This window comes from Terrirubrum flagellatum (assembly GCF_022059845.1).
Lineage (GTDB): Bacteria > Pseudomonadota > Alphaproteobacteria > Rhizobiales > Beijerinckiaceae > Terrirubrum > Terrirubrum flagellatum.
In genome coordinates this window covers 1,160,706-1,184,018 of sequence record NZ_CP091851.1, presented here as the reverse complement: position 1 = coordinate 1,184,018, position 23,313 = coordinate 1,160,706, and the positions used below count along the sequence as shown (strand labels likewise).

Below are 23,313 nucleotides of genomic sequence, written 5' to 3'. Positions count from 1 at the left end.
CTGCGGAAGATCTCCGCCGCCCGGCCCCATCTTCATCCCCGATATGGGGAAAGCTTCACTCCGCGGCAACCGGCGCGAGGAGCTTGACCGACCCGCCGGCCTTTTCGATGGCGGCGACAGCCGACTTCGACGCGCCCCACACTTCAAGCGCGAGCTTCGCCTTGAGGTCGCCAACCCCGAGCACCTTCACGCCATCGAGCGCGTTGCGGCAGACGCCCGCCTCGACCAGCGCGTCGATCGTCACCGGCTTGCCGGCGTCGAGCTTGCCCGAGTCGACGGCCTGCTGGAGGCGGCCGAGATTCACTTCGTTGAGATGCTTGGCGAAGGGGTTCCAGAAGCCCCGCTTCGGCAGGCGGCGATGCAGCGGCATCTGACCGCCTTCGAAGCCCTTGATGGCGACGCCCGTGCGCGCCTTCTGGCCCTTCACGCCGCGTCCGCCGGTCTTGCCCTTGCCGGAGCCGATGCCGCGTCCGACGCGGATCCGCTCTTTGGTCGCGCCCGGATTGTCCCTGAGATCAGTGAGTTTCATCTTGGCCTCCTCACTGCCCGTCGACGACGCGCACGAGGTGGCGCACCGAACGGATCATGCCGCGAACGGCGGGCGTGTCGACGAGGGTCGAGCGGCGGTTCATCTTGTTGAGGCCAAGCCCGATCAGCGTCTCGCGCTGCGTGTGAACGCGGCGGCAGGGAGCGGCGATCTGCTCGACCGTGACGGTCTTGGAAGCAGGAGCAGTAGACATTTCGGCTCCTCCTTACGCGTCGGAACCGGCGTCTTCGCCGCCTTCGCGACGACGCGACTGCAGTTGCGACACCTTGAGATTGCGACGCGCCGCGACAGCGCGCGGGCTGTCCTCGCGCTTCAACGCGTCGAACGTCGCGCGGACGAGGTTGTACGGGTTCGACGAGCCCATCGACTTCGCGACGACGTCATGCACGCCGACCGACTCGAACACGGCGCGCATCGGACCGCCGGCGATGATCCCGGTGCCGGCAGGCGCAGCGCGCACGATCACCTTGCCGGCGCCGTGACGGCCATACACGTCATGATGCAGCGTGCGGCCTTCGCGCAGCGGCACGCGGACGAGACCGCGCTTGGCGGCTTCCGTCGCCTTGCGGATCGCTTCCGGCACTTCGCGCGCCTTGCCGTGGCCGAAGCCGACGCGACCCTTCTGGTCGCCGACGACGACGAGCGCGGCGAAGCCGAAGCGCTTGCCGCCCTTCACCACCTTGGCGACGCGATTGATATGGACGAGCTTGTCGACGAATTCGCTGTCGCGCTCTTCCGGTTTATTGCGCTCTTGCCTGCGCGGTTCCCTTGCCATTCCGATATCCTCTCGGTCACTTGCGCGGCGAAGCGCGAACGCCTCGCCGCTCGCTTCCCTTCTGAGCGATGGCAGGAAAAGTGGCAGCCACTTTTCCGTCCGACATCGCGAACACCCAACTCAAACGAAGTCCGGAGGACTTCGCCAATTAGAACTGCAGGCCGCCTTCGCGCGCCCCGTCCGCGAGCGCCTTCACGCGCCCATGGAACATGTACTGGCCGCGGTCGAAAACGACCGTGGTCACGCCAGCCTTCGTCGCGCGCTCTGCGATCAGCTTGCCGACCGCCGTCGCGGCCGCCTTGTCGGCGCCCGTCTTGAGCTGGCCCTTCAGGTCCTTCTCGAGCGAAGACGCGGACGCAAGCGTCACGCCTTTCACGTCGTCGATGACCTGCGCATAGATCTGCTTCGATGAGCGGAACACGGACAGGCGAGGACGCTCGCCCCCAACCGTCTTCAGCTTGCGGCGGACGCGGGCCTGACGGCGCGCGGTCACATTCGCGTTCTTCGTCATGGGTCCGATCCTTACTTCTTCTTGCCTTCCTTGCGGAAGATGAACTCGTCAGAGTACTTGACGCCCTTGCCCTTATAGGGCTCGGGGCCACGATAGCTGCGGATTTCCGCCGCCGCCTGACCGACGCGCTGCTTGTCGATGCCGGACACGACGATCTCGGTCGGCTTCGTCACCGCGATGGTGACGCCTTCCGGGGTCGCGTAGTCGATGTCATGGCTGTAGCCGAGCGACAGCTTGAGCACCTTGCCCTGCATCGCCGCCTTGTAGCCGACGCCGTTGATTTCGAGCTTCTTCTCGAAGCCCTGCGTGACGCCTTTCGCGAGATTCGCGATCTGGGCGCGCGACATGCCCCACTGGGCGCGCGCGACCTTGGTGTCGTTCTTGTTGGCGACCGCGATCTGGTCGCCTTCCATCTTCACCGAGACGATTTCCGGCACGGTGAATTTCAGTTCGCCCTTCGGTCCCTTCATCGAGACGGTCTGACCGTCGAGACGGGCGGTGACGCCCTTCGGAACCGCTACAGCTTTCTTGCCGACGCGAGACATATCAGTTCTCCGCTTGAAGGATCTCCGCCAGGTCAGACGACCTGACAGAGAACCTCGCCGCCGACATTGTTTTCGCGCGCCTGATGGTCCGCCATCACACCCTTCGGAGTCGAAAGGATCGTGATGCCGAGACCGTTCGCGACGCGGGGCATCGTCGCAACGGAGGCGTAGACGCGCCGGCCGGGCTTGGACACGCGAGCAATCTCGCGGATCACGGGCTGGCCGTCGTAGTATTTCAGTTCGATGTCGAACTCGGTGCGGCCGTTGCCATGCTCGGTCGAGCTGAAGCCGCGGATATAACCTTCCGACTGCAGCACTTCGAGCACGCGCTCACGCAGCTTGGAGCCCGGCGTCGACACCCGCGACATGCGGCGCATCTGGCCGTTGCGGATGCGGGTGAGCATATCGCCCAAGGGATCGTTGATCGCCATGATGTCCGATCCTCCTTACCAGCTCGACTTCACAAGGCCTGGAACCAGGCCCTTGTTGCCAAGCTCGCGCAGCGCGATGCGCGACAGCTTCAGCTTGCGATAGACCGAGCGCGGACGCCCCGTCACATCGCAGCGGTTGCGGATGCGCGTCGGATTCGCATTGCGCGGCATTTCCGCCAGCTTGAGGCGCGCCATGAAGCGCTCCTCCATGGACTTTCCTTCGTCATTCGCGATCGCAAGAAGACGGGTGCGCTTGCCATTGTATTGCTTGGCGAGCTTCATCCGCTTCTTGTTCTTCTCGATCGAGCTTGTCTTCGCCATATCGATCTCCTGGTCTCCGCGTTTGAGCGTCAGCTCACTGCCGGAAAGGGAAGTTGAACAGTTTCAGAAGCGCCTGCGCTTCCTTGTCGGTCTTGGCCGTGGTGCAGACGACGACGTCCATGCCCCAGCTCGACTCGGCCTTGTCGTAATTGATCTCAGGGAACACGAGGTGCTCCTTGATGCCGAGCGCGTAGTTGCCGTTGCCGTCGAACGACTTCGCGTTCAGGCCGCGGAAGTCGCGCACGCGCGGCAGCGCGATCGTGACGAGGCGGTCCATGAATTCGTACATGCGGGTCTTGCGCAGCGTGACCTTGGCGCCGATCGGCATGCCTTCACGCAGCTTGAAGGTCGAGATCGCCTTGCGCGCCCGCGTGACGACCGGCTTCTGGCCGGCGATCAGCGCGAGATCGCCGGCGGCGACCGAGGCCTTCTTGGAATCGGCGGTGGATTCGCCGACGCCCATGTTCAGCACAATCTTGTCGACCTTCGGAACCTCCATCGGGTTCTTGTAGCCGAACTCCTGGATCATGCCGGGGCGCACGACCTCGTCATAATGCTTCTGAAGGCGCGCGGTGTAGCCGGCGAGCGTCGCCGCAGCCTTGCCGCTCGCGCCCTTCGCTTCGCCCTTGGCGCCCTTCTCCTTCTTCGGAGCATCCTTGCCCTGCGGCGCGGCCTTGGCCGAATCCTTCTTGGGCTGTTCCGGAGCCTTAGCCATCGATCAGATCTCCCGAACGCTTGGCGAACCGCACCTTGCGGCCGTCCTCCAGAGTTTTGAATCCAACGCGCGTCGCCTTGTTGGCTTTCCCGTCAGCGACGAACAGCGAGATGTTCGACAGATGGATCGGCATCTCCTTGGAGATGATGCCGCCTTCCTGGCTTGGCGACTGCTTCTGGTGACGCTTCACCAGATTGATTCCGCGCACGAGAGCTTTGCTTTCGGACGGAAACATCTGCGTGACTTCGCCGGTCTTGCCCTTGTCGCGGCCAGCGATGACCAGAACCTGGTCGCCCTTCTTGATCTTCGCGGCCATCACAGCACCTCCGGCGCGAGCGAGATGATCTTCATGTGGTTCTTCGCGCGCAGCTCGCGCGGAACCGGCCCGAAGATGCGGGTGCCGATTGGCTCTTTCTGGTTGTTGATCAGAACGGCCGCATTCTTGTCGAAGCGGATGACCGAGCCGTCAGCGCGGCGGATGTCCTTCGCGGTGCGAACGACGATCGCCTTCATGACGTCGCCCTTCTTCACGCGGCCGCGCGGAATCGCTTCCTTGATCGAGACAACGATGATGTCGCCAACGCCCGCATACTTGCGCTTGGAGCCGCCGAGCACCTTGATGCACATCACGCGGCGAGCGCCGGAATTGTCGGCGACGTCCAGATTCGTTTGCATCTGGATCATGACACATATCCTTTCAGTCGGTTTCCGGGTCGCCCCGGACTACGCCTGGAGTTGATCGGGACAGTTGATTCCGTCCCGGATTTAGTTGGCTTTTCAGGGAGCTAGCCCCCTGAAAAGCCGAGGCGGAGGCCATGCGGCCCCCGCCCGAAGCGGCGCTTTTAACGCTGCTTCAGGCTTTCGGCAACACCACCCAACGCTTCAATTTCGAAATCGGGCGGCCTTCCTGGATGTCCACGGTGTCGCCGACCTTGAACAGGTTGGCTTCGTCATGGGCATGGTAGTTCTTCGTGCGGCGCACCGTCTTCTTGAACAGCGGGTGCGTGAACCGGCGCTCGACTTTCACGACGACGGTCTTGTCCTGCTTGTCGGAGACGACAACGCCCTGGAGAATGCGCTTCGGCATCTGTCGCTCCTCAGGCGGTCTTGGCCGCCGAGGCGGCCTTTGATTTGGCGAGTGTCTTCACGCGCGCGATGTCGCGACGGACCTCGCGCACGCGGTTGGTCTTCTCGAGCTGCCCGGTCGCCTTCTGGAAGCGCAGGTTGAACTGCTCCTTCTTCAGCTTGACGAGCTCGTCATTGAGCTGGTCGCCGGTCATCGCCTTCAGGTCGGACGTCCGCTGACTGGTTTTCATCGGCCCCTCCTTACTCGGCGATGCGCTGCACGAAGCGCGTCTTGATCGGCAGCTTGGCGGCGCCGAGGCGCAGCGCTTCGCGGGCCGTGACTTCAGACACGCCGTCGATTTCAAACATGATGCGGCCTGGCGCGACGCGCGCGGCCCAGAATTCCGGAGCGCCCTTGCCCGAGCCCATGCGGACTTCGGTCGGCTTCTTCGACACCGGCAAATCCGGGAAGATGCGAATCCAGACGCGGCCGACGCGCTTCATTTCGCGCGTGATGGCGCGGCGCGCGGCCTCGATCTGGCGCGCGGTGATGCGCTCCGGCTCGAGCGCCTTCAGGCCGAACTGGCCGAAGTTCAACTGCGCGCCAGCCTTGGTCTCGCCCTTGATGCGCCCCTTGAAGGCGCGGCGATAGTTGGTCTTTTTTGGCTGCAACATCGTGCTGTTCCTTAGCCGCGGCCGCGATCGCCGCGGTCGCGATCACGGCCGTCACGGCCTTCGCGTTCGCCCATCTCGCGACGGCCGCCCGAGCGCTGGCTCTCTTCGGCCTGCTTCTTGTCCTGCGCCATCGGATCATGCTCAAGGATTTCGCCCTTGAAGATCCAGACCTTCACGCCGCAGGTGCCGTAGGTCGTGAACGCCGTCGCCACGCCGTAATCGACGTCGCCGCGCAGCGTATGCAGCGGCACGCGGCCTTCGCGATACCACTCAAGGCGCGCGATCTCGGCGCCGCCAAGACGGCCGGAGCAGTTGATGCGGATGCCTTCCGCGCCGAGACGCATCGCCGACTGCACGGCGCGCTTCATGGCGCGACGGAACGCGACGCGGCGCTCGAGCTGCTGCGCGATCGACTCGGCGACGAGCGTCGCATCGATCTCGGGCTTGCGCACCTCGATGATGTTCAGCGCGACTTCCGAGCCGGTCATCTTCGCAACCTGCTTGCGCAGCTTGTCGATGTCAGCGCCCTTCTTGCCGATGACGACGCCCGGACGCGCCGACAGGATCGACACGCGGCACTTCTTGTGCGGGCGCTCGATGATGATCTTCGACACGGCCGCCTGCTTCAGGTCCTTCATCAGGGCCTTGCGGATCGCGAAATCCTCATGGAGCAGCTTGGCGTAATCGCCCTTGTTCGCGTACCAGCGCGAATCCCAGGTGCGGTTGATGCCGAGGCGAAACCCGGTCGGATTGACTTTCTGACCCATCGTTCAGCTCCTCAAGCCGCCTTCTTGGCTTTTTCTTCTTCGACTTCGCGCACGACGATCGTGATGTTCGAGAAGAACTTCGCAATCCGGCCGGCGCGGCCGCGGGCGCGCGCGTGGAAGCGCTTCATCACGATCGACTTGCCGACATGGGCTTCCTTGACGACGAGATCGTCGACATCGAGCTCATGGTTGTTTTCGGCGTTCGCAATCGCGCTCTCCAGGCACTTCTTCACGTCCTTGGCGATGCGCTTGCGCGAGAATTCGAGATCGGCGAGCGCGGTCGCAACCTTCTTGCCGCGAATGAGCTGCGCGACGAGGTTGAGCTTCTGCGGCGAGACGCGCAGATTGCGCGCTTCGGCCTTGGCTTCGGTTTCGCTCAGCTGGCGGGGAGTCTTTGGCTTGCTCATGGCTCCCTCACTTCGACTTCTTGGCTTTCTTGTCCGACGAGTGACCATGGAAGGTGCGCGTCGGCGAGAACTCGCCGAACTTGTGCCCCACCATTTCCTCGGACACGAGAACCGGAACATGCTTCTGGCCGTTGTGGACGCCGAACGTCAGTCCGACGAACTGCGGCAGGATCGTGGAGCGGCGGCTCCAGATCTTGATCACCTCGGACCGACCCGACGAACGGGACGTATCGGCCTTCTTCAGGAGGTATCCGTCGACGAACGGACCTTTCCAGACAGAGCGGGTCATATCACCAGCCTCACTTTTTCTTCTTGTGACGGCTCGACACGATGAACGTGTCGGTGCGCTTGTTGGAGCGCGTTTTCTTGCCCTTGGTCGGCTTGCCCCACGGCGTCACCGGGTGACGGCCGCCGGACGTGCGGCCTTCGCCGCCGCCGTGCGGATGGTCGACCGGGTTCATCGACGTGCCGCGGTTGTGCGAACGGAAGCCAAGCCAACGGTTGCGACCGGCCTTGCCGATCGAGATGTTCATGTGGTCCGGATTCGAGACCGCGCCGACCGTCGCATAGCACTGCGAATGGACGAGACGCTGCTCGCCCGAGCTCAGGCGGATGATGCAGTAGCCCTGGTCGCGGCCGACGAGTTGCGCATAGGCGCCCGCCGAGCGCGCCATCGCGCCGCCCTTGCCGATCTTCAGCTCGATGTTGTGGACGATCGTCCCGACCGGCATCGATCCGAGCGGCATCGCATTGCCCGGCTTGATGTCGACCTGCTCGCCCGCGACGACCGTGTCGCCGGCGGCGAGGCGCTGCGGCGCCAGGATGTAGGCGAGATCGCCGTCCTGATACTTCACCAGCGCGATAAACGCGGTGCGGTTCGGATCATATTCGAGCCGCTCGACGGTCGCCGGCACGCCTTCCTTACCGCGACGCTTGAAGTCGACGATGCGGTAGGACTGCTTGTGGCCGCCGCCGCGGAACCGCGTGGTGACGCGGCCGAGATTGTTGCGGCCGCCCGTGGACGCGCGGCCCTCGGTCAGCGTCTTGACCGGCTTGCCCTTGTAGAGCTCGCTGCGGTCGACGAGGACGAGCTGGCGAAGGCTCGGCGTCGTCGGTTTGAATTTCTTGAGCGCCATGGCGAGACCTCAGTTCCTCAGAGCCCGGTCGTCACGTCGATGCGCGAACCCTCGTCGAGGGTCACGACCGCTTTCTTGACGTCCGAACGCTGGCCAAACGTGCCCCGGAAGGCTTTCACTTTGCCCTTGGTGACGAGCGTGTTCACGGCGGTCACCTTGACGTTGAAGAGCTTCTCCACCGCCGCCTTGATCTGCGGCTTGGTGGCGCTCTTCGCGACCTTGAATACGACCTTGTTCTGTTCCGACAGCGCCGTCGCCTTTTCCGTGATCACGGGGCTGACGATGACGTCGTAGTGGCGCGGATCGGTGCTCATTTGAAGCGCGCCTCCAGCGCATCAATCGCGGCCTTCGTCAACACGAGCGTGTCGCGGCGCATGATGTCGTAGACATTGATGCCCTGCACGGGCAGCACGTCGACGGAATGGATATTGCGGGCGGCGAGACCGAAGTTCTTGTCGATCTCGGCGCCGCCGATGATCAGCGCGCTCTTCAGGCCGAGCTTGCCGAACTGGGCGAGCACCGCCTTCGTCTTGGCTTCCTTCGCGCTGATGTCGTCGACGACGATCAGGGTCGCGGACTTAGCCTTGGCCGAGAGCGCATGCTTCAAGCCGAGAGCGCGCACTTTCTTCGGCAGATCATGCGCATGGCTGCGCGTGACCGGACCGAAGGAGCGGCCGCCGCCGCGGAACTGCGGCGCAGACGCCGCGCCGTGACGCGCGCCGCCGGTGCCCTTCTGGCGATAGAGCTTGTGCTTCGTGCGATCGATGTCCGAGCGGCCGAGCGTCTCGTGCGTGCCGCGCTGGCGCTTGGCGAGTTGCCAGCGCACGACGCGGTGCAGGATGTCGGCGCGCGGATCGAGGCCGAAGATCTCGTCATTGAGATCGATCGAACCCGACTTGGCGCCGTCGAGCGTGGTGACGTCGAGTTTCATTACTTCGCCTCCCCGCCAGCAGCTTCAGCTTCCGGCATGGTGAACTTGCCAGGCGACGGCGCATCCTTCGGCAGCGCGCGCTTGACCGCGTCGCGCACATGGATCCAGCCGCCCTTGACGCCGGGAACCGCGCCTTCGATCAGGATCAGCCCGCGCGAAGGATCAGTCTGCACGACGCGCAGATTCTGCGTCGTCACGCGCTCGGCGCCGAGATGGCCCGGCATCTTCTGGTTCTTGAAAGTCTTGCCCGGGTCCTGACGGCCGCCGGTCGAACCGATCGAACGGTGCGACACCGACACGCCGTGCGTGGCGCGCAGACCGCGGAAATTCCAGCGCTTCATGCCGCCCGCGAAGCCCTTGCCGGTCGAGGTGCCCGACACGTCGACGAACTGGCCGGCGATGAAGTGGTCGGCGGTGATCTGCGCCCCGACCGGGATCAGATGCTTCTCGTCGACGCGGAATTCCGCGAGCTTCATCTTCGGCTCGACCTTGGCGACGGCGAAGTGGCCGCGATCCGCCTTGGCGACGTTCTTGACCTTGGCCTTGCCGGCGCCGAGCTGCAGCGCGATGTAGCCGTTCTTTTCCTTGGTGCGGTGCGCGACAACCTGGCAGTTGTCGAGCTTGAGCACCGTCACAGGCACATGAATGCCGCCGTCCGTGAAGACGCGGGTCATTCCGACCTTCTGTGCGATGACGCCTGAGCGCATGGCTCTTAGATCCTTCCGGCGTTCGTTAAAACGAGGGCTCTTCCGTGAGAGGAGCCCGATTACAACTTGATCTCGACGTCGACGCCCGCCGCGAGGTCGAGCTTCATCAGCGCGTCCACGGTCTGCGGAGTCGGCTCCACGATGTCGAGAACGCGCTTGTGGGTGCGGATCTCGAACTGCTCGCGGGACTTCTTGTCGATATGCGGCGAGCGGTTCACCGTGAATCGCTCGATGCGCGTCGGAAGCGGGATCGGCCCCCTCACCTGCGCGCCGGTCCGCTTCGCCGTGGAGACGATCTCCTTCGTCGAGGCATCGAGCACGCGATGGTCGAACGCTTTGAGGCGAATGCGGATATTCTGACCGTTCATGGCTTTCCGCCCTTCACTGCCGTGTCAAACATATCCGGCGCGACACAGCGTGCGTCGCGCCGGACAATTCCAATGATTACTCGATGATCGAGGCGACGACGCCCGCGCCCACCGTGCGGCCGCCTTCGCGGATGGCGAAGCGGAGCTTCTCTTCCATCGCGATTGGCGTGATCAGCTCGACCGTCATGGCGATGTTGTCGCCAGGCATGACCATCTCGGTGCCCTCGGGCAGATGGACGACGCCGGTCACGTCGGTCGTACGGAAGTAGAACTGCGGACGATAGTTCGTGAAGAACGGCGTGTGGCGACCGCCCTCGTCCTTCGTCAGGATGTAGGCTTCAGCCTTGAACTTCTTGTGCGGCTTCACCGAGCCCGGCTTGCACAGCACCTGGCCGCGCTCGACGTCCTCGCGCTTCGTGCCGCGCAGCAGCGCGCCAATGTTGTCGCCCGCCTGGCCCTGATCGAGCAGTTTGCGGAACATCTCGACACCGGTGACCGTGGTCTTCTGCGTGTCGCGCAGACCGACGATCTCGATTTCCTCGCCGACCTTGACGATGCCGCGCTCGACGCGACCAGTGACGACCGTGCCGCGGCCGGAGATAGAGAACACGTCTTCGACCGGCATCAGGAAGGGCAGATCGATCGGGCGCTCAGGCTGCGGGATGTAGGCGTCGACCGTCTCCATCAGCTTGAGAACGGCGTCGCGGCCGATCTCGGGGCTCTTGTCTTCGAGCGCCATCAGCGCCGAGCCCTTGGTGATCGGAATGTCGTCGCCAGGGAATTCGTACTTCGAGAGAAGCTCACGGACCTCGAGCTCGACGAGGTCGAGGAGTTCCGGATCGTCGACCATGTCGACCTTGTTCATGAACACGACGAGCGCGGGAACGCCGACCTGGCGGGCGAGCAGGATGTGCTCGCGGGTCTGCGGCATCGGGCCGTCAGCAGCAGACACGACCAGGATCGCGCCGTCCATCTGCGCGGCGCCGGTGATCATGTTCTTCACATAGTCGGCGTGGCCGGGGCAGTCGACGTGCGCATAGTGGCGCTTCGTGGTCTCGTACTCGACGTGCGCGGTCGAGATCGTGATGCCGCGCGCCTTCTCTTCCGGCGCCTTGTCGATCTGGTCATAGGCGGTGAAGGTCGCGCCGCCGCTCTCGGCGAGCACCTTCGTGATCGCAGCCGTCAGCGACGTCTTGCCATGGTCGACGTGACCGATGGTGCCGATGTTGCAGTGCGGCTTGCTGCGATTGAACTTCTCTTTGGCCATCGTGGCCCTCCATCAACGTGTGCGCGACGCGCGTTTGGAACCTAAGTGGTGAAAGATCAGGCCGACTTGGCCTGAATTTCGGTGACGACGTTGTTCGGCGCCTGAGCGTAGTGATCGAACTGCATCGTGTAGCTGGCCCGGCCCTGCGTGAACGACCGGAGGTTGCTCACGTAACCGAACATGTTCATCAGCGGCACCATCGCATTCACGACGACCGCATTGCCGCGCATGTCCTGACCCTGGATCTGGCCGCGGCGGGAGTTGAGATCGCCGATGACGGAGCCGGTGTATTCTTCCGGCGTCACCACCTCGACCTTCATGATCGGCTCGAGCAGGACGCACTTGCCTTCCTGCAGCGCCTCGCGAAGACCCGCGCGCGCCGCGATTTCGAACGCCAGCGCCGAGGAGTCGACTTCGTGGTAGGCGCCGTCGATCAGCGTGACCTTGAGATCGACGACCGGGAAGCCGGCGATCACGCCAGCGCCGAGCACCGAGTTGAGGCCCTTTTCGACGCCGGGGATGTATTCCTTCGGCACCGAGCCGCCGACGATCTTCGACTCGAACTCATAGCCCTTGCCGGCTTCGTTCGGCTCGACGATGAACTTCACGCGCGCGAACTGGCCCGTACCGCCCGACTGCTTCTTGTGGGTGTAGTCCTTCTCGACGCGACGGCCGATCCGCTCGCGGAACGCCACCTGCGGCGCGCCAACATTCACTTCCACCTTGTGCGTGCGGCGCAGGATGTCGACCTTGATGTCGAGATGCAGCTCGCCCATGCCCTTGATGATCGTCTCGCCCGACTCTGAGTCCGTCGTGACGCGGAACGACGGATCCTCCGACGCGAGCTTGATGAGCGCGAGCGCCATCTTCTCCTGGTCGTTCTTCGTCTTCGGCTCGACCTTCATCTCGATGACAGGTTCCGGGAACTCCATCTTCTCGAGGATCACGGCCTTCTGTGGGTCGCAGAGCGTGTCGCCGGTGCGGGTGTCTTTCAGGCCAACCAGCGCGACGATGTCGCCGGCATAGGCTTCCGAGATTTCCTCACGGTTGTTCGCATGCATCAGCAGCATGCGGCCGACGCGTTCGTTCTTCTCACGGGTCGAGTTGAGCAGGCCCATGCCCTTCTCGAGCTTGCCGGAATAGATGCGGCAGAAGGTCAGGACGCCATACTGGTCGTCCATGATCTTGAAACCGAGCAGCGACAGCGGCGCATCGTCGGTCGGCGCGCGCGAGGTCTCTTCGCCGGTCTTGTAGTCGATGCCCTTGATCGCGCCACGATCGATCGGAGACGGGAGATAATCAACGACGGCGTCGAGCAGCGGCTGAACGCCCTTGTTCTTGAAGGCGGAGCCGGCGAGCACGGGGTAGAAGGCGCCGGTGAGAACCGCTTTGCGGATCAGCGTCTTCAGCGTCTCTTCGCTGGTTTCCTTGCCCTCGAGATAGGCTTCCATCGCGGCGTCGTCGAGCTCGACGGCGGCTTCGATCAGTGCAGCGCGGTATTCGTTGGCTTTCTCAACGAGGTCGGCCGGGATCTCGGCGTTCTCGTCGAATTCGGCGCCGAGCGCCTCGCCCGACCACACCACCGCCTTCATGCGGACGAGGTCGATGATGCCCTTGAAATCGGACTCGGCGCCGATCGGAAGCTGGATCGGAACCGGCTTCGCGCCAAGGCGCTTCTTGATGTCGTCGAGGCACTGATAAAAATCGGCGCCCGTCTTGTCCATCTTGTTACAGAAGACGATGCGCGGAACCTTGTACTTGTCGCCCTGACGCCAGACCGTTTCGGTCTGAGGCTCGACGCCCTGGTTGGAGTCGAGCACGCATACCGCGCCGTCGAGCACGCGCAGCGAACGCTCGACTTCGATGGTGAAATCGACGTGGCCGGGGGTGTCGATGATGTTGAGGCGCTTACCCTTCCAGAAAGCGGTCGTCGCAGCCGACGTGATCGTGATGCCGCGCTCCTGCTCCTGCTCCATGAAGTCCATGGTGGCGGCGCCGTCATGGACTTCGCCGATCTTGTGCGACTTGCCCGTGTAATACAGCACGCGCTCGGTCGTCGTCGTCTTGCCGGCGTCGATATGCGCCATGATGCCGAAATTTCGGTAGTCGGTGATCGCGTGCGTGCGGGCCATGATCGTGCTCGAAATTCGTGAGTTGCGCCGCTGTTACCAGCGGTAGTGCGCGAAGGCGCGGTTGGCTTCCGCCATCTTGTGCGTGTCTTCCCGCTTCTTGACCGCGTTGCCGCGGTTGTTGGCTGCGTCGAGCAGCTCGGCCGAGAGACGATCGACCATGGTGCGGTCGTTGCGCGCGCGCGCAGCCTGGATGATCCAGCGGATCGCCAGCGCCTGACGGCGGGTCGGGCGGACCTCGACCGGAACCTGATACGTCGCGCCGCCGACGCGGCGGGAGCGGACTTCGATCGCCGGAGCGACGTTCTCGAGCGCCGCCTTGAACACTTCGATCGGCGACACCTTGGCCTTGGCTTCAATCGAGTCGAAGGCGCCATAGACCATGCGCTCGGCGGTCGACTTCTTGCCCTCATACATCACCGAGTTCATGAACTTGGTGACGACGATGTCGCCGAACTTCGGGTCCGGAATGATCTCACGCTTTTCGGCGCTGTGACGGCGGGACATGGTCTCTTTGCTCCCGTAGGTGGAAGGCCGCGGCCCGCTCCCTAGCCCCGCGCAAAGCGCGTCGGCGGAAGCAGGCCGCGGAAACTCGTTGCTTACTTCGGACGCTTCGCGCCGTACTTCGAACGGCGCTGCTTGCGGTCCTTGACGCCCTGCGTGTCGAGCACGCCGCGCAGGATGTGATAGCGGACGCCCGGAAGGTCCTTCACGCGGCCGCCGCGGATCATGACCACCGAGTGCTCCTGCAGGTTGTGGCCTTCACCCGGAATGTAACCAATGATCTCGAAGCCATTGGTAAGACGCACCTTCGCGACCTTGCGCAGCGCCGAGTTCGGCTTCTTCGGCGTCGTCGTATAGACGCGCGTGCAGACGCCGCGCTTCTGGGGGCAAGCCTCCATGTGGCGCGACTTCTCGCGGTAGGTCCGCACCGTGCGCGGCTTGCGGATCAGCTGGCTGATCGTCGGCATCTCTCGCCTTTTTCGCTCGTTCCAATCACCTGATCGGCCCGCGCCGCGCTTCAACATTCCGTGCGCGCAAAACAAACACGCGCCATAGGCTATCGCCCGGGCGCGCTGCGCTTGCAGAGGACCGCCCCGGGTGGGACGTTCATGCGCGGCTGATCCCGCTCAAAAGAGAACCGGATCTGTCGAAGCTAGTCGCGGCAGCGTCTTGACCGGGTGGGTCCCTCGGGAATCCCTGAGGGAACAGCACAGCCAACCGCCTGCCGATGTGGCGGGGCTTATGACTCAGCTTTAACAGGCCGTCAACAGCCGGAACGGCCTGAAAATCCGGCATTTTGACTATCTTCGCAGGGATTTGAGCCGAAATCCGGCCGCGCCGGCTCCAATTCCGCCGCGAGGGCCCTGATTCCGGCGAATCTGGTCGATTCCACCAAAGGAAAAGGCCGCCTCGCGGCGGCCTTTCGATGATTCCCTTAAAGGGTCCGATCACTCGGCCGCGGTTGCAGCCGGCTGCGGCGTCTCCAGCTCCGGCGCAGGCTGGGTCGCCTGCTGCTGGAGGATGAGATCGTCGCGACGGGTCGCGACCGAGCGCAGCCGGGAGATCATGCCGCCCGTGCCGGCCGGGATAAGGCGGCCGACGATGACGTTCTCCTTGAGGCCTTCCAGCGTGTCGACCTTGCCGTTGACCGCCGCCTCGGTAAGGACGCGGGTGGTCTCCTGGAAGGACGCCGCCGAGATGAACGACCGGGTCTGGAGGCTCGCCTTGGTGATGCCGAGCAGCACCGGCACGCCGGCGGCGGGCTTGCGACCCTCCGCGACGAACCTGGCGTTGATGTCGTCGAACTCGGTGCGGTCAAGCTGCTCGCCGGAAAGAAGCTCGGTGTCGCCCTGATCGGTGACCTCGATCTTCTGCAGCATCTGACGGACAATCACCTCGATGTGCTTGTCGTTGATGCTCACGCCCTGCAACCGGTAGACTTCCTGGATTTCGTTGACGAGGTAAGCCGCAAGCTCCTCCACGCCCTTGATCGCCAGAATGTCGTGCGGAGCCGGATTGCCGTCGACGATGTAGTCGCCGAGTTCCACCATGTCGCCGTCCTGCAAGTGGATGTGCTTGCCCTTCGGGATCAGGTACTCGACCGCCTCCGACCCATCGCTCGGTTCGAGCGTCAGGCGGCGCTTGTTCTTGTAGTCGCGGCCGAAGCGGACGGTGCCCGACTTCTCCGCGATGATCGCGGCGTCCTTCGGACGACGCGCTTCGAACAGCTCCGCCACGCGCGGCAGACCACCCGTGATGTCGCGGGTCTTGGCGCTCTCCATCGGGATACGCGCGAGAACGTCGCCGGCCTTCACCGTCGAGCCCGGCTCCGCCGCCACGATCGCGTCGACCGCGAGGAAGTAGCGGGCGTCGCCGCCGCGCGCGAGCTTGGCGATCTTGCCGTTCTTGTCCTCGATCACCATCGCCGGCTTGAGGCTCGCCGTACGCTGCGAACCGTGCCAGTCGATCACGATGCGCTTGGAGATGCCCGTCGACTCGTCGGCGGTTTCAACCATCGACTGGCCGTCGATGAGATCCTCCAGCCCGACCTTGCCGTCGACCTCGGTGAGGATCGGACGGGTGTAGGGATCCCACTCCGCGATGCGCTGGCCGCGCTTCATCGTGTCGCCCTCGTCCACCTTGAGCTTCGCGCCATAGGCGATGCGATGCACCGCGCGCTCCGTTCCATCAGGGGCGGCGATGATGATCGACATGTTGCGGCTCATCGCGACGAGTTCGCCCTCGGAATTGCGGGCGACGTTGCGATTGCGGACCTTGACCACGCCTTCGAAGTTGGAGTCGAGCGACGACTGCTCATTGATCTGCGCCGCGCCGCCGATGTGGAAGGTGCGCATGGTGAGCTGCGTGCCCGGCTCGCCAATCGACTGCGCCGCGATGACGCCGACGGCTTCGCCCATATTGACGGGCGTGCCGCGCGCGAGATCGCGTCCGTAGCAGGTCGCGCAGACGCCGTTCTTGGTCTCACAGGTGAGCACCGAACGAATCTTCACTTCCTGGATGCCGGCGGCGGTGATCTTGTCGATGTGCTTCTCCTCGATCATCTCGCCGGTGGCGACGATGACCTTGCCGTCCGCATCGGTCAGATCCTCCGCCGCGGTGCGGCCGAGAATGCGGATCGCCAGCGAAGCCACGATCTGGCCGGCGTCGACGATGGCGCGCATCGAGATGCCGCCGGTCGAGCCGCAATCGACTTCGGAGATGATCGCGTCCTGCGCGACGTCGACGAGACGGCGGGTGAGATAGCCGGAGTTGGCCGTCTTGAGCGCCGTGTCGGCGAGACCCTTGCGGGCGCCATGCGTGGAGTTGAAGTACTCGAGAACGTCGAGACCTTCCTTGAAGTTCGAGATGATCGGGCTTTCGATGATCTCGCCTGACGGCTTGGCCATCAGGCCGCGCATCGCCGCGAGCTGCTTCATCTGCGTGGGCGAACCGCGCGCGCCGGAGTGGCTCATCATGTAGATCGAGTTCACCGGCTTATCGCGGCCCTTGTCGTCCTTCTTCACCGACGAGATGCGCGCCATCATTTCGGCCGCGAGCTTGTCCGAGCACTTCGCCCAGGCGTCGACGACCTTGTTGTACTTCTCGCCCTGCGTAATCAGACCGTCCTGATACTGCTGCTCGTAATCCTTGGTGAGCGCGCGCGTCTCTTCGACGATCGTCCACTTGTTCTCCGGGATCACCATGTCGTCCTTGCCGAATGAGATGCCGGCGCGGAACGCGTTGGTGAAGCCGAGCGACATGATGCGGTCGCAGAAGATCACCGTCTCCTTCTGACCGCAGTTGCGGTAGACGGAGTCGATCATCCCCGAGATTTCGCGCTTCGTCATGAGACGGTTCGCGACGTCGAACGGAACCTTCGGGTCCTTCGGCAGAAGCTGGCCGAGCAGCACTCGGCCGGGCGTCGTGTCATAGAACTTCGTCACCGGCTTGCCGTCGGCGCCGAGGCCCTTCCAGCGATACTTGATCTTCGCGTGCAGCGTCACCGCCTTGCTCGACAGCGCATGCTCGAGCTCGCCGAGATCGCTGTAGACGCCCTGCAGCACGCCGGTCTTCGGATCAGCCTTGTACTGGCCCGGCTCGCCGTCAGCCATGATGGTGAGGTGATAGAGACCGAGCACGATGTCCTGCGACGGCACGATGATCGGCTGACCATTCGCGGGATGCAGGATGTTGTTGGTCGACATCATCAGCACGCGCGCTTCGAGCTGCGCTTCGAGCGACAGCGGAACGTGCACGGCCATCTGGTCGCCGTCGAAGTCGGCGTTGAACGCGGCGCAAACCAGCGGGTGAAGCTGGATCGCCTTGCCTTCGATCAGCACCGGCTCGAACGCCTGGATGCCCAGACGATGCAGCGTCGGCGCGCGGTTGAGCATGATCGGATGTTCGCGGATCACCTCGTCAAGGATATCCCAAACCTCCGGCTTCTCCTTCTCGACCAGCTTCTTCGCCTGCTTGACGGTGGAGGAATAGCCGCGCGCGTCGAGCTTCGAATAGATGAACGGCTTGAACAGTTCGAGCGCCATCTTCTTCGGCAGGCCGCACTGATGCAGCTTGAGCTCCGGACCGACGACGATCACCGAACGGCCGGAATAATCGACGCGCTTGCCGAGCAGGTTCTGACGGAAGCGGCCCTGCTTGCCCTTCAGCATGTCGGACAGCGACTTCAGCGGACGCTTGTTGGCGCCGGTGATGACGCGGCCGCGACGGCCGTTGTCGAACAGCGCGTCCACAGACTCCTGCAGCATGCGCTTTTCGTTGCGGATGATGATGTCAGGCGCGCGCAGTTCGATCAGCCGTTTCAGACGGTTGTTGCGGTTGATGACGCGGCGATAGAGATCGTTCAGATCGGACGTCGCGAAGCGACCGCCGTCGAGCGGCACGAGCGGACGTAGGTCCGGCGGGATGACCGGCACATTGGTCAGGATCATCCATTCCGGCTTGTTGCCGGATTCGCGGAACGCCTCGATGATCTTCAGCCGCTTGGCGAGCTTCTTCGGCTTGAGTTCGCCGGTCGCAACCGCGAGCTCCTGGCGAAGCTGGATCGCGATCTGCTCGAGATCCATGCCACGCAGCATGTCGCGGATCGCCTCGGCGCCGATCTTCGCCGTGAACGAATCCTGGCCGTACTCGTCCTGCGCCATGACATATTCGTCTTCGGACAGGAGCTGACGATCCTTGAGCGGCGTGAGGCCCGGCTCAAGAACAACATAGCTTTCGAAATAGAGGATGCGCTCCAGCTCCTTGAGCGTCATGTCGAGCAACAGGCCAATGCGGCTCGGCAGCGACTTCAGGAACCAGATGTGCGCGACGGGCGCCGCGAGCTCGATATGGCCCATGCGCTCGCGCCGGACGCGCGCCAACGTGACTTCGACGCCGCACTTCTCGCAGATGACGCCCTTGTACTTCATGCGCTTGTACTTGCCGCACAAGCACTCGTAATCCTTGATCGGCCCAAAGATGCGCGCGCAGAACAGACCGTCGCGCTCCGGCTTGAACGTCCGGTAGTTGATGGTTTCGGGCTTCTTGATCTCGCCATACGACCAGGAGAGGATTTTCTCCGGGCTCGCGATCGAAATGCGGATCTGATCAAACGTCGGCGGCGCGGCCTGCTGATTGAACAGATTCATCACTTCCTGGTTCATCGCTCTCTCCTCACGCCAGCGCCGTCTGCGATGCGCATTCGCGACGGCCGGCAGTTGGTTCCTTTATCGGTCCGCGCGCGACGCAACGCCGCGCGGACCCCGCTCTCAATCTCTCGCGTTATTCCGCGGCTTCCGCCGGCGGCAGTTCGCCTTCCGGCTTCTTCGTCGATTGCAGCTCGACGTTGAGGCCGAGCGACCGCATTTCCTTGACCAGCACGTTGAAGCTCTCGGGGATGCCCGACTCGAACGCGTCGTCGCCGCGCACGATGGCCTCGTAGACCTTGGTGCGGCCCGCGACGTCGTCCGACTTCACCGTCAGCATTTCCTGCAGGGTGTAGGCGGCGCCGTAGGCTTCGAGCGCCCAGACCTCCATTTCGCCGAAACGCTGGCCGCCGAACTGGGCCTTGCCGCCCAGAGGCTGCTGCGTGACGAGCGAGTAAGGCCCGATCGAACGCGCGTGGATCTTGTCGTCGACGAGGTGGTGCAGCTTCAGCATGTAGATGTAGCCGACGGTCACCTTGCGCTCGAACGGCTCGCCGGAGCGGCCGTCGTACAAAGTCACCTGCCCCGACTTGTCGAGGCCCGCCATGTCGAGGAACTTCTCGATGTCGGCTTCCTTCGCGCCGTCGAACACCGGCGTTGCGATCGGCACGCCACGACGAAGCATCTCCGACTGCTCGATGATCTCCTCATCGTTCAGCGTCTTCAGATGCGGATCCTCGCCGTAGACGAAGCTCATCGTCTTCTTGAGGTCCTCGATCTTCGCGTTGCGGCGATAGGCGTCGAGCGCGTCGCTGATCTTCTTGCCGAGACCGGCGCAAGCCCAGCCAAGGTGCGTCTCGAGAATCTGACCGACATTCATGCGGCTCGGCACGCCGAGCGGGTTCAGCACGATGTCGACAGGCGTGCCATCCTCAAGGAACGGCATGTCTTCGGACGGCACGATCTTGGAGACGACGCCCTTGTTGCCATGGCGGCCGGCCATCTTGTCGCCCGGCTGGATCTTGCGCTTCACCGCGACGAAGACCTTGACCATCTTCATCACGCCGGGCGCGAGTTCATCGCCGCGCTGCACCTTCTCGACCTTGTCGAGGAAGCGCTGCTCGAGGCCCTTCTTGGCTTCGTCATACTGCTTGCGCATCGCCTCGATCGACGACATCAGCGCGTCGTCCTCGATGGCGAACGTCCACCACTGCGAGCGCGGATACTCGCCGAGCGTCTCGCGCGTCAGCTTCGTGTCCTTCTTGAAGCCCTTCGGCCCCGAGATCGCGCTCTTGCCAGTGAGCAATTCGCCGAGACGCGCATAGACGTTGCGATCAAGGATCGCCTGCTCGTCGTCGCGGTCCTTCGCCAGACGCTCGATCTCCTCGCGCTCGATCGCCTGGGCGCGCTCGTCCTTCTCGACGCCGTGGCGGTTGAACACGCGCACTTCGACGATCGTGCCCTGCACGCCCGGCGGCACGCGCAGCGAGGTGTCGCGCACGTCGGAGGCCTTCTCGCCGAAGATCGCGCGGAGCAGCTTCTCTTCCGGCGTCATCGGGCTTTCGCCCTTCGGCGTGATCTTGCCGACAAGAATATCGCCCGCCTGCACTTCGGCGCCGATATAAACGATGCCGGCTTCGTCGAGGTTGCGCAGCGCTTCTTCCGAGACGTTCGGAATGTCGCGCGTGATTTCCTCAGGGCCGAGCTTGGTGTCGCGGGCGGCGACCTCGAACTCCTCGATATGGATCGAGGTGAACACGTCCTCCTTCACGATCTTCTCGTTCAGCAGGATCGAGTCTTCGAAGTTGTAGCCGTTCCACGGCATGAACGCGACGAGCACGTTGCGGCCGAGCGCGAGCTCGCCAAGCTCCGTCGACGGACCGTCGGCAATGATCGCGCCCTTGCCGATTACGTCGCCCACCTTCACCAGCGGACGCTGGTTGATGCAGGTCGACTGGTTCGAGCGCTGGAACTTCATCAGCCGGTAGATGTCGACGCCCGACTTGGAAGGATCAAGATCCTCCGTCGCGCGGACGACGATGCGGGTCGCGTCCACTTGGTCAACGATGCCGCCGCGGCGGGAAGCGATCGCCGCGCCGGAATCCTGCGCAACGACGGCCTCCATTCCGGTGCCGACGAACGGCGCATCGGCGCGCACGAGCGGCACGGCCTGACGCTGCATGTTCGAGCCCATGAGCGCGCGGTTCGCGTCGTCGTTCTCAAGGAACGGGATGAGCGCCGCCGCCACCGAAACGAGCTGCTTCGGCGACACGTCCATATAGTCGACCTTGTCGGGCGTCACCACGACAACGTCGCCAGCCTGACGGCAGAGCACGAGATCGTCGAGAAGCTTGCCGTCCTTGTCCATCTTGGCGTCGGCCTGCGCGACCGTGTGCTTCTGCTCTTCCATGGCGGAGAGGTAAGCTACTTCGCTCGTCGCCTTGCCGTCGCGGACGCGACGGTACGGGCTCTCGATGAAGCCGTACTTGTTCACGCGCGCGAAGGTCGCGAGCGAGTTGATCAGGCCGATGTTCGGGCCTTCCGGCGTTTCGATCGGGCAGATGCGGCCATAGTGCGTGGGATGCACGTCGCGCACCTCGAAGCCGGCGCGTTCGCGCGTCAGGCCGCCCGGTCCAAGCGCCGAGAGGCGACGCTTGTGCGTCACTTCCGACAGCGGGTTGGTCTGGTCCATGAACTGCGAAAGCTGCGAGGAGCCGAAGAACTCGCGCACCGCGGCCGCCGCGGGCTTCGCGTTGATCAGATCCTGCGGCATCACCGTATCGATCTCGACGGAGCTCATGCGCTCCTTGATCGCGCGCTCCATGCGCAGCAGGCCGAGGCGATACTGGTTCTCCATGAGCTCGCCGACCGAGCGCACGCGACGGTTGCCGAGATGGTCGATGTCGTCGATCTCGCCGCGGCCGTCGCGCAATTCGACGAGCGCCTTCACGACCGCGAGGATATCCTCGCGGCGCAGCGTGCGCTGGGTGTCGGGCGCATCGAGGTCGAGGCGCATGTTCATCTTCACGCGGCCAACCGCAGACAGATCATAGCGCTCGGCGTCGAAGAACAGCGACTGGAACATGTTCTCGGCCGTCTCGATCGTCGGCGGCTCGCCGGGACGCATGACGCGATAGATGTCGAACAGCGCCTCCTCGCGACGCGAATTCTTGTCGACCGCGAGCGTGTTGCGGATGTAGCCGCCGATATTGATGTGGTCGATGTCGAGGATCGGCAGCGAATTGATCTGCTGCTCATCGAATAGTTTCATCAGCTTCTCGGTGATCTCCTCGCCGGCCTCGGCGTAGATTTCGCCGGTCGCGGGGTTGACCACGTCGGAGGCGATATACTGGCCGACGACGTCCTCGTCGTTCGCCTTCAGCGACTTCAGGCCCTTCTCGGCAAGCTGGCGCGCGGCGCGCGCGGTGAGCTTGCGCCCCATCTCGACCACGACTTCACCGGTGTCGGCGTCCACCATGTCGGCGGACGCCTTGAAGCCCTTGAAGCGCTCCCAGTCATAGGGAACGCTCCAGCCGCCGGCCTTCGCGCGCGAATAGGTCAGCGCGCGATAGAAGGTCGACAGGATTTCCTCGGCGTCGAGGCCGAGCGCGAACAGCAGCGACGTAACGGGGATCTTGCGCTTGCGGTCGATGCGCGCATGCACAATGTCCTTGGCGTCGAATTCGATGTCGAGCCAGGAGCCGCGATAGGGAATGATGCGGGCGGCGAACAGCAGCTTGCCCGAGGAGTGGGTCTTGCCCTTGTCGTGATCGAAGAACACGCCCGGCGAGCGATGCATCTGCGAGACGATGACGCGCTCGGTGCCATTGACGATGAACGTGCCGTTCGACGTCATCAGCGGCATGTCGCCCATATAGACGTCCTGCTGCTTGATGTCGCGAACCGACTTCGCCTGGGTGTCGGGATCGATATCGAACACGATCAGGCGCAGCGTGACCTTCAGCGGCGCAGCAAAGGTGATGCCGCGCTGGCGGCACTCGTCGACGTCATACTTTGGCGCCTCGAACGTGTAGGACACGAAGTCGAGCATCGCCTGACCCGAGAAGTCGGAGATCGGAAACACTGACTTGAAGACGCCCTGCAGACCTTCGTCCAGGCGGCCGCCCGCGGGCTCCTCGACCATCAGGAACTGATCGTAGGACGCCTTCTGAACCTCGATGAGGTTCGGCAGCGCCGCCACGTCTCCGATATGTCCGAAGAATTTACGGATTCGCCTGCGGCCGTTGAAAGTCTGCGCCATCTCGTCCTCGCTCGTCCTTTGCCCGGACCTCGCGCGTCTCGCCCGCGCTTGAGGCCCCTGCCGGCGCGCCCGTCCGGGCAAGCGCCTCAATCTCTCAATCCACGTCG

Annotated in this window: 27 protein-coding genes; all 27 read right to left on the bottom strand. The window is 63.8% G+C overall.

Features of this window, described 5'->3' with window-relative positions:
- Positions 1-55: 55 nt before the first annotated feature.
- Positions 56-529, bottom strand: a complete 474-nt coding sequence (gene rplO / locus L8F45_RS05805; RefSeq protein ID WP_342361940.1) for a 50S ribosomal protein L15 — start codon at positions 527-529, stop codon at positions 56-58.
- A gap of 10 nt (positions 530-539) precedes the next feature.
- A complete protein-coding gene (gene rpmD / locus L8F45_RS05800; protein ID WP_342361939.1) occupies positions 540-740 on the bottom strand; it encodes a 50S ribosomal protein L30 in 201 nt (66 codons plus the stop codon).
- Between the two features lie 12 nt (positions 741-752).
- Entirely contained in the window at positions 753-1,322 is a 570-nt protein-coding gene (rpsE, locus tag L8F45_RS05795) for a 30S ribosomal protein S5 (RefSeq protein WP_342361938.1), read from the bottom strand.
- Between the two features lie 148 nt (positions 1,323-1,470).
- Positions 1,471-1,833, bottom strand: a complete 363-nt coding sequence (gene rplR / locus L8F45_RS05790; protein ID WP_342361937.1) for a 50S ribosomal protein L18 — start codon at positions 1,831-1,833, stop codon at positions 1,471-1,473.
- An 11-nt stretch (positions 1,834-1,844) separates the two neighbouring features.
- A complete protein-coding gene (rplF, locus tag L8F45_RS05785) occupies positions 1,845-2,378 on the bottom strand; it encodes a 50S ribosomal protein L6 (protein WP_342361936.1) in 534 nt (177 codons plus the stop codon).
- 32 nt (positions 2,379-2,410) lie between these two features.
- A complete protein-coding gene (rpsH, locus tag L8F45_RS05780; protein ID WP_342361935.1) occupies positions 2,411-2,809 on the bottom strand; it encodes a 30S ribosomal protein S8 in 399 nt (132 codons plus the stop codon).
- Positions 2,810-2,824: 15 nt separating this feature from the next.
- Positions 2,825-3,130, bottom strand: a complete 306-nt coding sequence (gene rpsN, locus L8F45_RS05775; RefSeq protein WP_342361934.1) for a 30S ribosomal protein S14 — start codon at positions 3,128-3,130, stop codon at positions 2,825-2,827.
- Between the two features lie 34 nt (positions 3,131-3,164).
- A complete protein-coding gene (gene rplE, locus L8F45_RS05770; RefSeq protein ID WP_342361933.1) occupies positions 3,165-3,845 on the bottom strand; it encodes a 50S ribosomal protein L5 in 681 nt (226 codons plus the stop codon).
- Positions 3,838-4,161, bottom strand: a complete 324-nt coding sequence (gene rplX / locus L8F45_RS05765; protein ID WP_342361932.1) for a 50S ribosomal protein L24 — start codon at positions 4,159-4,161, stop codon at positions 3,838-3,840. Before rplX ends, rplE begins: the two co-directional genes overlap by 8 nt.
- Positions 4,161-4,529 carry a 50S ribosomal protein L14 gene (rplN, locus tag L8F45_RS05760; protein ID WP_342361931.1) on the bottom strand — a complete coding sequence of 123 codons (369 nt, stop codon included), beginning with the start codon at positions 4,527-4,529 and terminating at the stop codon, positions 4,161-4,163. The genes rplX and rplN overlap by 1 nt, the downstream gene beginning before the upstream one ends.
- A 169-nt stretch (positions 4,530-4,698) precedes the next feature.
- Positions 4,699-4,932 carry a 30S ribosomal protein S17 gene (gene rpsQ, locus L8F45_RS05755; RefSeq protein ID WP_342361930.1) on the bottom strand — a complete coding sequence of 78 codons (234 nt, stop codon included), beginning with the start codon at positions 4,930-4,932 and terminating at the stop codon, positions 4,699-4,701.
- 10 nt (positions 4,933-4,942) lie between these two features.
- The gene (gene rpmC / locus L8F45_RS05750) at positions 4,943-5,161 is read right to left on the bottom strand and encodes a 50S ribosomal protein L29 (protein ID WP_342361929.1); all 219 of its coding nucleotides are present in this window, start codon (positions 5,159-5,161) and stop codon (positions 4,943-4,945) included.
- 10 nt (positions 5,162-5,171) lie between these two features.
- The gene (gene rplP / locus L8F45_RS05745) at positions 5,172-5,585 is read right to left on the bottom strand and encodes a 50S ribosomal protein L16 (protein ID WP_342361928.1); all 414 of its coding nucleotides are present in this window, start codon (positions 5,583-5,585) and stop codon (positions 5,172-5,174) included.
- Positions 5,586-5,596: 11 nt separating this feature from the next.
- Complete coding sequence (gene rpsC / locus L8F45_RS05740) at positions 5,597-6,352, bottom strand: 30S ribosomal protein S3 (RefSeq protein WP_342361927.1); 756 nt, start codon at positions 6,350-6,352, stop codon at positions 5,597-5,599.
- 11 nt (positions 6,353-6,363) lie between these two features.
- Positions 6,364-6,759 (bottom strand): 50S ribosomal protein L22, encoded by a 396-nt coding sequence (rplV, locus tag L8F45_RS05735; protein ID WP_342361926.1) that lies wholly within the window; start codon positions 6,757-6,759, stop codon positions 6,364-6,366.
- Between the two features lie 7 nt (positions 6,760-6,766).
- On the bottom strand, positions 6,767-7,048 hold the full coding sequence (rpsS, locus tag L8F45_RS05730) for a 30S ribosomal protein S19 (RefSeq protein WP_342361925.1): 282 nt from the start codon (positions 7,046-7,048) through the stop codon (positions 6,767-6,769).
- 10 nt (positions 7,049-7,058) lie between these two features.
- Complete coding sequence (rplB, locus tag L8F45_RS05725) at positions 7,059-7,895, bottom strand: 50S ribosomal protein L2 (protein WP_342361924.1); 837 nt, start codon at positions 7,893-7,895, stop codon at positions 7,059-7,061.
- 17 nt (positions 7,896-7,912) lie between these two features.
- Positions 7,913-8,209: a 50S ribosomal protein L23 gene (locus tag L8F45_RS05720; RefSeq protein WP_342361923.1), complete on the bottom strand. Its 297-nt coding sequence runs from the start codon at positions 8,207-8,209 to the stop codon at positions 7,913-7,915.
- Entirely contained in the window at positions 8,206-8,826 is a 621-nt protein-coding gene (gene rplD / locus L8F45_RS05715) for a 50S ribosomal protein L4 (protein WP_342361922.1), read from the bottom strand. The genes L8F45_RS05720 and rplD overlap by 4 nt, the downstream gene beginning before the upstream one ends.
- Positions 8,826-9,533: a 50S ribosomal protein L3 gene (rplC, locus tag L8F45_RS05710; RefSeq protein WP_342361921.1), complete on the bottom strand. Its 708-nt coding sequence runs from the start codon at positions 9,531-9,533 to the stop codon at positions 8,826-8,828. Before rplC ends, rplD begins: the two co-directional genes overlap by 1 nt.
- Before the next feature lie 59 nt (positions 9,534-9,592).
- Entirely contained in the window at positions 9,593-9,901 is a 309-nt protein-coding gene (gene rpsJ, locus L8F45_RS05705) for a 30S ribosomal protein S10 (protein ID WP_342361920.1), read from the bottom strand.
- 76 nt (positions 9,902-9,977) lie between these two features.
- Positions 9,978-11,168 carry an elongation factor Tu gene (tuf, locus tag L8F45_RS05700; RefSeq protein WP_342361919.1) on the bottom strand — a complete coding sequence of 397 codons (1,191 nt, stop codon included), beginning with the start codon at positions 11,166-11,168 and terminating at the stop codon, positions 9,978-9,980.
- Between the two features lie 56 nt (positions 11,169-11,224).
- The gene (gene fusA / locus L8F45_RS05695; protein ID WP_342361918.1) at positions 11,225-13,300 is read right to left on the bottom strand and encodes an elongation factor G; all 2,076 of its coding nucleotides are present in this window, start codon (positions 13,298-13,300) and stop codon (positions 11,225-11,227) included.
- Between the two features lie 33 nt (positions 13,301-13,333).
- A complete protein-coding gene (gene rpsG / locus L8F45_RS05690) occupies positions 13,334-13,804 on the bottom strand; it encodes a 30S ribosomal protein S7 (RefSeq protein ID WP_342361917.1) in 471 nt (156 codons plus the stop codon).
- A gap of 92 nt (positions 13,805-13,896) precedes the next feature.
- On the bottom strand, positions 13,897-14,268 hold the full coding sequence (gene rpsL, locus L8F45_RS05685) for a 30S ribosomal protein S12 (RefSeq protein ID WP_342361916.1): 372 nt from the start codon (positions 14,266-14,268) through the stop codon (positions 13,897-13,899).
- A 480-nt stretch (positions 14,269-14,748) separates the two neighbouring features.
- Positions 14,749-18,963, bottom strand: coding sequence for a DNA-directed RNA polymerase subunit beta' (gene rpoC / locus L8F45_RS05680; protein WP_342361915.1), 4,215 nt, complete (start codon positions 18,961-18,963; stop codon positions 14,749-14,751).
- A gap of 118 nt (positions 18,964-19,081) precedes the next feature.
- Positions 19,082-23,206: a DNA-directed RNA polymerase subunit beta gene (gene rpoB, locus L8F45_RS05675; RefSeq protein WP_342361914.1), complete on the bottom strand. Its 4,125-nt coding sequence runs from the start codon at positions 23,204-23,206 to the stop codon at positions 19,082-19,084.
- Positions 23,207-23,313: the final 107 nt, after the last annotated feature.

Excerpts from the sequence above, each read along its gene's own strand:
- rplX (WP_342361932.1), bottom strand. The coding sequence starts at position 4,161 with ATGGCCGCGAAGATCAAGAAGGGCGACCAGGTTCTGGTCATCGCTGGC.
- tuf (WP_342361919.1), bottom strand. The coding sequence starts at position 11,168 with ATGGCCAAAGAGAAGTTCAATCGCAGCAAGCCGCACTGCAACATCGGC.
- rplE (WP_342361933.1), bottom strand. The coding sequence starts at position 3,845 with ATGGCTAAGGCTCCGGAACAGCCCAAGAAGGATTCGGCCAAGGCCGCG.
- rpsE (WP_342361938.1), bottom strand. The coding sequence starts at position 1,322 with ATGGCAAGGGAACCGCGCAGGCAAGAGCGCAATAAACCGGAAGAGCGC.
- rplO (WP_342361940.1), bottom strand. The coding sequence starts at position 529 with ATGAAACTCACTGATCTCAGGGACAATCCGGGCGCGACCAAAGAGCGG.
- rpsC (WP_342361927.1), bottom strand. The coding sequence starts at position 6,352 with ATGGGTCAGAAAGTCAATCCGACCGGGTTTCGCCTCGGCATCAACCGC.
- rplD (WP_342361922.1), bottom strand. The coding sequence starts at position 8,826 with ATGAAACTCGACGTCACCACGCTCGACGGCGCCAAGTCGGGTTCGATC.
- rplF (WP_342361936.1), bottom strand. The coding sequence starts at position 2,378 with ATGTCTCGCGTCGGCAAGAAAGCTGTAGCGGTTCCGAAGGGCGTCACC.
- rplB (WP_342361924.1), bottom strand. The coding sequence starts at position 7,895 with ATGGCGCTCAAGAAATTCAAACCGACGACGCCGAGCCTTCGCCAGCTC.
- rplC (WP_342361921.1), bottom strand. The coding sequence starts at position 9,533 with ATGCGCTCAGGCGTCATCGCACAGAAGGTCGGAATGACCCGCGTCTTC.
- rpsJ (WP_342361920.1), bottom strand. The coding sequence starts at position 9,901 with ATGAACGGTCAGAATATCCGCATTCGCCTCAAAGCGTTCGACCATCGC.
- L8F45_RS05720 (WP_342361923.1), bottom strand. The coding sequence starts at position 8,209 with ATGAGCACCGATCCGCGCCACTACGACGTCATCGTCAGCCCCGTGATC.
- rpsL (WP_342361916.1), bottom strand. The coding sequence starts at position 14,268 with ATGCCGACGATCAGCCAGCTGATCCGCAAGCCGCGCACGGTGCGGACC.
- fusA (WP_342361918.1), bottom strand. The coding sequence starts at position 13,300 with ATGGCCCGCACGCACGCGATCACCGACTACCGAAATTTCGGCATCATG.
- rpsG (WP_342361917.1), bottom strand. The coding sequence starts at position 13,804 with ATGTCCCGCCGTCACAGCGCCGAAAAGCGTGAGATCATTCCGGACCCG.
- rpsH (WP_342361935.1), bottom strand. The coding sequence starts at position 2,809 with ATGGCGATCAACGATCCCTTGGGCGATATGCTCACCCGCATCCGCAAC.
- rplP (WP_342361928.1), bottom strand. The coding sequence starts at position 5,585 with ATGTTGCAGCCAAAAAAGACCAACTATCGCCGCGCCTTCAAGGGGCGC.
- rpsS (WP_342361925.1), bottom strand. The coding sequence starts at position 7,048 with ATGACCCGCTCTGTCTGGAAAGGTCCGTTCGTCGACGGATACCTCCTG.
- rplN (WP_342361931.1), bottom strand. The coding sequence starts at position 4,529 with ATGATCCAGATGCAAACGAATCTGGACGTCGCCGACAATTCCGGCGCT.
- rpmD (WP_342361939.1), bottom strand. The coding sequence starts at position 740 with ATGTCTACTGCTCCTGCTTCCAAGACCGTCACGGTCGAGCAGATCGCC.
- rpsN (WP_342361934.1), bottom strand. The coding sequence starts at position 3,130 with ATGGCGAAGACAAGCTCGATCGAGAAGAACAAGAAGCGGATGAAGCTC.
- rpsQ (WP_342361930.1), bottom strand. The coding sequence starts at position 4,932 with ATGCCGAAGCGCATTCTCCAGGGCGTTGTCGTCTCCGACAAGCAGGAC.
- rpoB (WP_342361914.1), bottom strand. The coding sequence starts at position 23,206 with ATGGCGCAGACTTTCAACGGCCGCAGGCGAATCCGTAAATTCTTCGGA.
- rplR (WP_342361937.1), bottom strand. The coding sequence starts at position 1,833 with ATGACGAAGAACGCGAATGTGACCGCGCGCCGTCAGGCCCGCGTCCGC.
- rpmC (WP_342361929.1), bottom strand. The coding sequence starts at position 5,161 with ATGAAAACCAGTCAGCGGACGTCCGACCTGAAGGCGATGACCGGCGAC.
- rpoC (WP_342361915.1), bottom strand. The coding sequence starts at position 18,963 with ATGAACCAGGAAGTGATGAATCTGTTCAATCAGCAGGCCGCGCCGCCG.
- rplV (WP_342361926.1), bottom strand. The coding sequence starts at position 6,759 with ATGAGCAAGCCAAAGACTCCCCGCCAGCTGAGCGAAACCGAAGCCAAG.